General features: G+C 63.9%; 7 protein-coding genes. 6 read left to right on the top strand and 1 reads right to left on the bottom strand.

The window, feature by feature from the left end; translation table 11 throughout:
• The 4 genes from ACXJ7R_RS19415 to ACXJ7R_RS19400 all read left to right on the top strand — a co-directional run.
• The coding region (locus tag ACXJ7R_RS19415; RefSeq protein WP_457153259.1) for a thiamine ABC transporter substrate-binding protein at nucleotides 1-509 on the top strand (509 nt) is incomplete at its 5' end.
• Between the two features lie 257 nt (nucleotides 510-766).
• On the top strand, nucleotides 767-2,392 hold the full coding sequence (gene thiP, locus ACXJ7R_RS19410) for a thiamine/thiamine pyrophosphate ABC transporter permease (protein WP_457153258.1): 1,626 nt from the start codon (nucleotides 767-769) through the stop codon (nucleotides 2,390-2,392).
• Nucleotides 2,385-3,167: a thiamine ABC transporter ATP-binding protein gene (gene thiQ, locus ACXJ7R_RS19405; protein ID WP_457153257.1), complete on the top strand. Its 783-nt coding sequence runs from the start codon at nucleotides 2,385-2,387 to the stop codon at nucleotides 3,165-3,167. The genes thiP and thiQ overlap by 8 nt, the downstream gene beginning before the upstream one ends.
• 260 nt (nucleotides 3,168-3,427) lie before the next feature.
• Nucleotides 3,428-4,897, top strand: a complete 1,470-nt coding sequence (locus tag ACXJ7R_RS19400; RefSeq protein ID WP_457153256.1) for a M48 family metalloprotease — start codon at nucleotides 3,428-3,430, stop codon at nucleotides 4,895-4,897.
• Nucleotides 4,898-4,912: 15 nt separating this feature from the next.
• On the opposite strand, the gene ACXJ7R_RS19395 is transcribed toward ACXJ7R_RS19400, so the two are convergent.
• Nucleotides 4,913-5,776 (bottom strand): RNA polymerase factor sigma-32, encoded by an 864-nt coding sequence (locus tag ACXJ7R_RS19395; RefSeq protein ID WP_457153255.1) that lies wholly within the window; start codon nucleotides 5,774-5,776, stop codon nucleotides 4,913-4,915.
• 328 nt (nucleotides 5,777-6,104) lie between these two features.
• Between ACXJ7R_RS19395 and ACXJ7R_RS19390 the strand changes: the two genes are divergently transcribed.
• Together ACXJ7R_RS19390 and ACXJ7R_RS19385 are read left to right on the top strand one after the other, a co-directional pair.
• Complete coding sequence (locus ACXJ7R_RS19390) at nucleotides 6,105-6,878, top strand: amino acid ABC transporter substrate-binding protein (protein ID WP_457153254.1); 774 nt, start codon at nucleotides 6,105-6,107, stop codon at nucleotides 6,876-6,878.
• Nucleotides 6,879-7,014: 136 nt separating this feature from the next.
• Nucleotides 7,015-7,695: an amino acid ABC transporter permease gene (locus tag ACXJ7R_RS19385; RefSeq protein WP_457153253.1), complete on the top strand. Its 681-nt coding sequence runs from the start codon at nucleotides 7,015-7,017 to the stop codon at nucleotides 7,693-7,695.
• Nucleotides 7,696-7,697: the final 2 nt, after the last annotated feature.

Genomic DNA, 7,697 nt, shown 5'->3' with positions numbered 1-7,697 from the left:
CGAACCCGGGTCTCGGCCTGCTGTTGTGGGTCAAGTCGGTCTATGGCGACAAGGCGCCGGAAGCTTGGGCCAAGCTCAAGTCGAAGGTGCTTACCGTGACGCCGGGCTGGAGCGAGGCCTATGGCCTGTTCACCAAGGGCGAGGCGCCGATGGTGCTGTCCTACACGACGTCGCCGGCCTATCACATGGTCGCCGAGAACACCGAGCGCTACCAGGCAGCGTCGTTCGAAGAGGGCGAATATCTGCAGATCGAGGTTGCCGGCATCACCACGACAGGGGCGAAAAACCCGCTGGCGGAAAAGTTCCTGGCCTTCATGACCGGGCCGAAATTCCAGGATGCCATCCCCGAGACCAACTGGATGTTCCCGGCCGGCAAGACCGACAAGCCGCTCAACCCGGCCTTCGACAAACTGGTCAAGCCGACCAAGACCTTGCTGTTCAGCCCCGAGGAGGTCGCCGCCAACCGCAAGGCCTGGGTCGATGAATGGCTGGCGGCGATGAGCAAGTAGGATTCAAGCTTCGCCAGATGTTTGTGCCAAGTCACCCCCCTCTGGCCTGCCGGCCATCTCCCTCGCAAGGAGGGAGATCGGCAGTTCTGTCGCCTCGCTCATTCCTGCCATTTTGGAAATTGGCCTGGGTGGCGAAACGAGCAATCTCCCCCCTTGCGGGGGAGATGTCCGGTAGGACAGAGGGGGGTGGGCGGGAACTAGACCTTAGCCAAGCATTTCAATCAATTGACACCCATGACAGCGTTGGGTAGCGCGACATGCCCACGCGCCATCCAACTGACCCCCGCATCACCGCCGGCATCACCGCGCTCGGCGCCATCGCGCTGCTGATCGGCGGCGCGTTTGCCGGGCTGCTTTTCGAAGGCGCTCACGACTTCTCCGGCGCCTGGGCGGCTTTCGATCCTTATCTGCTGCGCGTCGTTCGCTTCACCCTGTGGCAAGCGGCACTCTCGACGCTGCTTTCGGTCGGGCCGGCGCTGTTGGTGGCGCGCGCGCTGTCGCGGCATCCACGCTTCCGTGGCCGCGACTTCATCCTGCAGCTGTTCGCCGTACCGTTGGCGCTGCCGGCCATCGTCGCGGCACTCGGCATTCTCGCGCTTTATGGCCGTGCCGGCTATTTCGCCGGCGTGTTCGCGGTGATCGGCGGTGGGAGCTGGCCGGGCATCTATGGCCTGTCGGGCATCCTCGTCGCGCATGTCTTCTTCAACCTGCCGCTCAGCGTGCGGCTGTTCCTCGAGGCATTGCAGACCATTCCCGCCGATCAGTGGCGGTTGGCCAGCCAGCTCGGCATGGGCGCGCGGCCGGCGTTCCGGCTGATCGAATGGCCAACGCTGCGTGCGGCGTTGCCGGGTGTCGCCGGGCTTGTGTTCATGCTCTGCATCACATCCTTCACGATCGTGCTGACGCTCGGCGGCGGGCCGGCCGCGACGACGCTGGAGGTCGGCATCTACCAGGCGCTGCGCTTCGATTTCGATCCCGCGCGGGCCGTCACGCTGACCTTGCTGCAGATCGCCTTGACGTTTGTCGTCGTGCTGGCGCTGACGCGGCTTGGCGCCAATGTGGTCGGCGACACCAATCTGCCGGTGGCGCCACGCCGCTACCTCTCCGTCAATGGGACAGAAACCTTGCTGAACGTCGTGCTCATCGTGTTCGCGCTGCTGTTTGTCGTCGGACCGATGGCGGCCACTGTGATGGCCGGGCTTGGCGCCGATCTCGGCCGGCTTGCCGGCGAGGCCGTCGTGCGGCAGGCGACGCTGACCAGCGCGGTGCTCGCCTTCCTGTCGGCACTGCTTTCCGTGACGCTGTCGCTGGCGCTGACCATGGCGCGCCGGGCGCTGGCGCTGAACCGCCGCTCCGGCGCAAAGACGACGCTCGAACACGCCGCCGATACCGGCGCCGGTTTTGTCCTCGTCGTGCCGCCGATCGTCGTCGGCGCCGGCTGGTTCCTGTTGCTGCGCCATGTCGGCGATGTCTTTGCCATCGCCCCGGTCATGGTCGTCACCGTCAACGCGGTGATGGCAATGCCGTTCGCGCTGCGCGCTGTTCGTCCCGCCTATGATGCGGCGAGCGAGCGTCACGAACGGCTCTGTGCTCAGCTCGGTATCACGGGTTGGAACCGGTTGATGCTGGTCGACTGGCCGTCGCTGCGGCGGCCGCTCGCCACCGCCTTTGCTTTCGCCATGGCGCTGTCGCTCGGCGATCTCGGCGTCATCGCGCTGTTCGGCAGTGATTCCGTGCAGACCTTGCCTTACCTTCTGTTGGCGCGCATGGGCAGCTACCGCACGCAGGACGCAGCCGGCTTGGCGTTGCTGCTCGGCCTGGTCTGCCTCGCGTTGATCATGGCGGCGCACTGGCTGGGAACGGAGAAGGACCGGAATGCCTGACGGGTTGGCCAGCAGGTCTGAAAAGGGCGCCCCGGTGCGGCTGGACCAGGTGTCGTTCAGCTATGGCGAGGCGTCGCTCGCTTTCGATGTCGATTTCGCCGCGGCGAAAATCACCGCCATCATGGGGCCGAGCGGTTCTGGCAAGTCGACGCTGCTCAACCTAGTGGCGGGCTTCGAGGCGCCGCAGTCGGGCCGCGTGCTGATCGGCGGGGCCGATGTCAGCGCTGAGCCGCCATCAGCGCGGCCGGTGTCGATGGTGTTCCAGGAAAACAATCTCTTTGCGCATCTCTCAGTGGAGCAGAATGTCGGGCTCGGCCGCTCGCCATCCTTGCTGCTGATCGAAGCGGACCGCGACGCGATCGCCGAGGCGCTCGAACGCACCGGCCTTGCCGGCAAGGAAAAGCGCCTGCCGCGAGAACTCTCCGGCGGCGAGCGCCAGCGCGTCGCCCTGGCCCGGGTCCTGGTGCGCGACCGGCCAGTGCTCCTGCTCGACGAACCCTTCGCCTCGCTCGGACCGGCGCTGCGCGACGACATGCTGGATCTGGTCGCCGCGGTGCATGCCGAACGAGGCATGACGGTGCTGTTCGTCACCCACCAGCCGGAGGATGCCCGCCGAATCGGCGAGCACGTGGTGTTTCTGGACAATGGCGTTGTCGCGGCAACCGGCAAGGCGGACGAATTCTTCACCGGGGCTGGCCCGGAAGTGTTCCGGCGCTATATCGGCACGGGTGCCGGGGATGCCGTATCACGAGATGTTGCCCGGAAGCGGACATAATTTACGGTCAAACCGGCTCCAGGCGATGCGGCGCTTGCTTGCCATGGCTGGAGGAGTGTGGCTAGGTCCGCCCTACTGGTCCGGCACAGGCCGTGATTTGCCTGCAGCATCCGCCGCTCGCCCCCGAGGGGACGCGCGACGGATGCTGCAGCAGTTTGAGATAGCGCATGACATTTTCCGAAGATCGCCCCCGATTTTCGTGGTCATGCGCCGGGACCCGAAAGGAAGCCGTTCTGGCGATCGGCGTTGACAAACTACGAATGAATCCGCTGGCGCGCTTTCTTGCGTTGGCCGGCTTTGCCGTGGCGCTGGCGAGCTGCCAGATGTTCACGCCTCCCGAGGTTCAGGAATCCGGCTTCCAGCCTTCCGACAGGCCGATCACTGTCGACAATGTCGCTGCCAACAGCAAGCTCGCCGAACTGGCCAAGGCGCAGCATCCGCGCATCCTGGCCACCTATGGTGGCGAATATTCCGATCCCAAGCTCGAGCGCATGGTCGCCAAGGTGGTCGGCAATCTGACCGTCGTGTCGGCCAATCCGACGCAGACCTATCGCATCACCATTTTGAATTCGCCCAACGTCAACGCCTTCGCGCTGCCGGGCGGTTATCTCTACATCACGCGCGGTCTGCTGGCGCTGGCCAATGATTCGGCCGAGCTTGCCGCCGTCATCGCGCATGAGATGGGCCACGTCACCGCCAACCATGGCTTGCAGCGCCAGCAGCTGGAAGCCGAGGAAGGCCTGGCGACCAAGGTGGTTTCGGATGTGCTCGGCGACAGCCCGACCGCCAAGGCGGCCTTGATCCGCGGCAAGCTGAGACTGGCGCAATTCTCGCGCAACCAGGAACTGGAGGCTGACGCCATCGGCATCAAGTCGATCGGCGAAGCCGGGTACGATCCTTTCGCCGCCGGCCGCTTCCTGCAGTCGATGTCGGCCTATACCGATTTCCGCTCGATCAGCGGCGCCACCGACGCCAGCCTCGACTTCCTGGCCACCCACCCCAACACGCCGCAGCGTATCGATCTGGCGCAGCGCCATGCCCGCCAGTTCGGCGCGCCCGGCTTCGGCACGCGCGACCGCGATTCCTTCCTCGCCGGCATAGACGGCCTGCTCTATGGCGACACGCCCGAGGAAGGCTATGTGCGCGGCGAAACCTTCCTGCATCCGGGCCTCGGCGTGTCCTTCTCGGTGCCGCAGGGCTTCATCATCGACAATTCGGCGGCGGCGGTGACGGCAACCGGGCCTGGTGACATGGCAATCCGTTTCGACGGTGTTTCGATCGACAAGAACCGGGCGCTCACCGACTATATCCGCAGCGGCTGGGTGGCTGGGCTGGACGACAGCACCGTCAAGCAGGAAACGATCAACGGCAACGAGGCGGCGACCGCGCATGCCGGCGCCGAGGGGTGGCAGTTCGATATTGCCGTGATCCGCGCCGGCGGCCAAGTCTACCGGCTGCTGACCGCAGCGCCGTCGGCCAGCACCTCGCTGGATGCGGTGGCACGTTCGGTGAGCGGATCGTTCCGTATCCTCAGTGCCGCGGAAAAGGCGGCGCTGAAGCCGCTGCATATCCGCGTCGTCACCGTTCAACCCGGCCAGACGATGGGTTCGCTTTCCGCCCAGATGGTTGGTGTCGATCGCAAGCTCGACCTGTTCCGCGTGCTGAATGCGCTGTCGCCAGGTGCCGCAGTCTCGGCCGGCGACAAGGTCAAGATCGTCACCGACAAGTAAGACGCCTGCCGCGAGTCAGGCGGCAGTCGCCAGAAATTCCGGATTCTGCTTCACCAGCGCCACCTTGAGCTTTTCCATGGCGCGCGCCTCGATCTGGCGGACGCGTTCCTTGGAGATGCCAAGCGTCTCGCCAAGCGCTTCCAGCGTTGCACCTTCGTCGCTCAACCGGCGTTCCTCGATGATCCGGAGCTCGCGGGCGTTGAGGGCGGCGAGCGCCGCTTTCAACCACACGGAGCGGCGCTCGACATCGATCGTGTCGCCGACGACCTCGTCGGGCAGAGGATCGTCCGAGACGAGGAAATCCATGCGCTCGTTCGAACCCCCGTCATCGGCAACCGGCATGTTGAGCGAGGAGTCGGGCGCCGACAGCCGCGAATCCATCATCGCCACGTCGGCCTCGGAGACGCCGAGCGCTTGCGATACCTCGCGATAGAGCGTTGCGTTGGACAGCGGTTCGGTGCCGTTGGCCAGCCGCGCGCGCAAGCGGCGCAGGTTGAAGAAAAGTGCCTTCTGCGCCGAGCTGGTGCCGCCGCGCACGATCGACCAGTTGCGCAGGATGTAGTCCTGCATCGAGGCGCGGATCCACCACGTCGCGTAAGTCGAAAACCGCACCTCGCGTTCAGGCTCGAAGCGGGCGGCCGCTTCAAGCAGGCCGACATGCCCTTCCTGGATCAGATCGCCGAGCGGCAGACCGTAGTGGCGGAATTTGGAAGCCATGGAAATGACCAGCCGCATATGCGCAACCGTGATGCTATGCAGCGCGTTCTGGTCGTTGTCTTGTTTCCAGAGCAAAGCGAGCCGATGCTCTTCTTCACGTTCGAGGTAGGGAGCCCTCATTGCCGCGCGGACCATGATCCGTCCTGCAGTGTCTTCCATCATGAGGCGCTCCCTGGCTCAGGCGATGCGGATGACTTTGCAAACTTGGCAGGGCGCCCGGGTTGAAATCGCAGCGTCGTGCCCTAGAAATCCAGAACGTGCCATGCAGGAAAATGGTTCCGTAGCCGTTGGCGGCTGGATATGTTGCCTGAGGGATCTCGGCGATGATCGGCGACCCTGTCGATTGCGGCTAAAAAGCACTATTTCGAGAATCTGATTTCAGAAGTTGGTTGTTTTTGAAATCCTGTTCCTTATTTTTTCGACTTGTATCTGTCAGTTTCCAACCCTCACAACATGCCGGACAGCCGGCCAAGGACGGGATCACAGAAAAATGAAATGGCTCAAGTCGCTTATCATCRCCGGAACACTGCAGGCTCTGGCTGTCACGTCGGGCCATGCCGGCGCCAATCTCGACCAGATCAAGCAGGCGGGCGTCATCAAGGTCGGTACGGAAGGCACCTATGCGCCGTTCACCTATCATGACACTTCGGGCGCGCTGGTCGGCTTCGACGTCGAAATCGCCAAGGCCATTGCCGACAAGCTCGGCGTCAAGGCCGAGTTCCTCGAAGGCAAGTGGGACGGGCTGATCGCCGGTCTCGACGCCAATCGCTATGATACCGTCATCAACGAAGTCGGCATCACCGACGCGCGCAAGGCCAAATATGACTTCTCCGATCCCTACATCGCCTCCAAGGCGGTGCTGATCGTGCGCGGCGACAACACCGACATCAAGACCTTCGCTGATCTCAAGGGCAAGAAATCGGCGCAGTCGCTGACCTCGAATTTCGGCAAGCTCGCAGAGACCAACGGCGCCGAACTCGTCGGCACCGACGGCTTCGACCAGTCGATCCAGCTGCTTCTGACCGGCCGTGCCGACGCCACCATCAATGACAGCCTGTCGTTCCTCGACTTCAAGAAGCACAAGCCCGACGCCAATGTGAAGATCGCCGCGCAAGAGGAAAACGCCGACTATTCCGGCGTCATCGTGCGCAAGGGCGATCCGGAACTGGTTGCGGCGATCAACAAGGCGCTGGCCGACATCAAGGCCGACGGCACCTACAAGAAGATCGCCGACACCTATTTCGGCCAGGACGTTTCGAAGTAATTCATGCGTGAGGCCGGTCTCCGGCTGATGAGATATCAAGCGGCGAGCCGTCTTTGACGGTCCGCCGCTTTTGTCGTGATATGCCGAGCGCATTCGCGCTCTGATCAAGCCGCCTCGACCATTTGGAGGGTCTTACGTGCCGCACTGGCTGCAACTGATGCTGGAGTCGCTGCCTTCGCTGTTGTGGGCGACCCTGATCTTCACCGTGCCGTTGACACTGCTGTCCTTCGTTCTCGGCTTGACGGTCGGACTCGGTGCAGCGCTTGCCCGGCTGTTCGGTCCGAAGCCGCTGGTCGCGCTTGTGCGCTTCTATGTCTGGATATTCCGCGGCACGCCGCTGCTGGTGCAGCTGTTCCTGATCTTCTACGGCCTGCCGTCGGTCGGCATCCTGCTTGACGCCTTCACCGCCGCATTGATCGGCTTCACGCTCAACATCGGCGCCTACACGTCGGAGATCATCCGCGCAGCAATAGGCTCGGTGCCGAAGGGCCAGTGGGAAGCCGCCTACTCGATAGGCATGACCTGGAGCCAGGCGATGCGGCGCACCATACTGCCGCAGGCCGGACGGGTCGCGGTGCCGCCGCTCTCCAACACCTTCATCTCGCTGGTCAAGGATACGTCGCTGGCCGCCGCCATCACCGTGCCGGAGATGTTCCAGGCGGCGCAGCGCATCGTCGCCACAACCTATGAGCCGCTGATCCTCTATGTCGAGGCGGCGATCCTCTATCTGGCGATGAGCTCGGTGCTGTCGGCCTTGCAGACGCGGCTGGAAGAACGACTCAACCGCTATGGCGGCTTCCTGGAGGCGCGCTCATGATC

The sequence above is a fragment of the Mesorhizobium sp. P5_C1 genome, assembly GCF_054049815.1.
Note: the sequence above shows the minus strand (reverse complement) of the source record. Positions and strands in the feature narration are given on the sequence as shown.

Bases quoted from the DNA above. Each gene is read 5' to 3' on its own strand.
- thiP (WP_457153258.1), top strand. From the start codon at position 767: ATGCCCACGCGCCATCCAACTGACCCCCGCATCACCGCCGGCATCACC.
- thiQ (WP_457153257.1), top strand. From the start codon at position 2,385: ATGCCTGACGGGTTGGCCAGCAGGTCTGAAAAGGGCGCCCCGGTGCGG.
- ACXJ7R_RS19400 (WP_457153256.1), top strand. From the start codon at position 3,428: ATGAATCCGCTGGCGCGCTTTCTTGCGTTGGCCGGCTTTGCCGTGGCG.
- ACXJ7R_RS19395 (WP_457153255.1), bottom strand. From the start codon at position 5,776: ATGATGGAAGACACTGCAGGACGGATCATGGTCCGCGCGGCAATGAGG.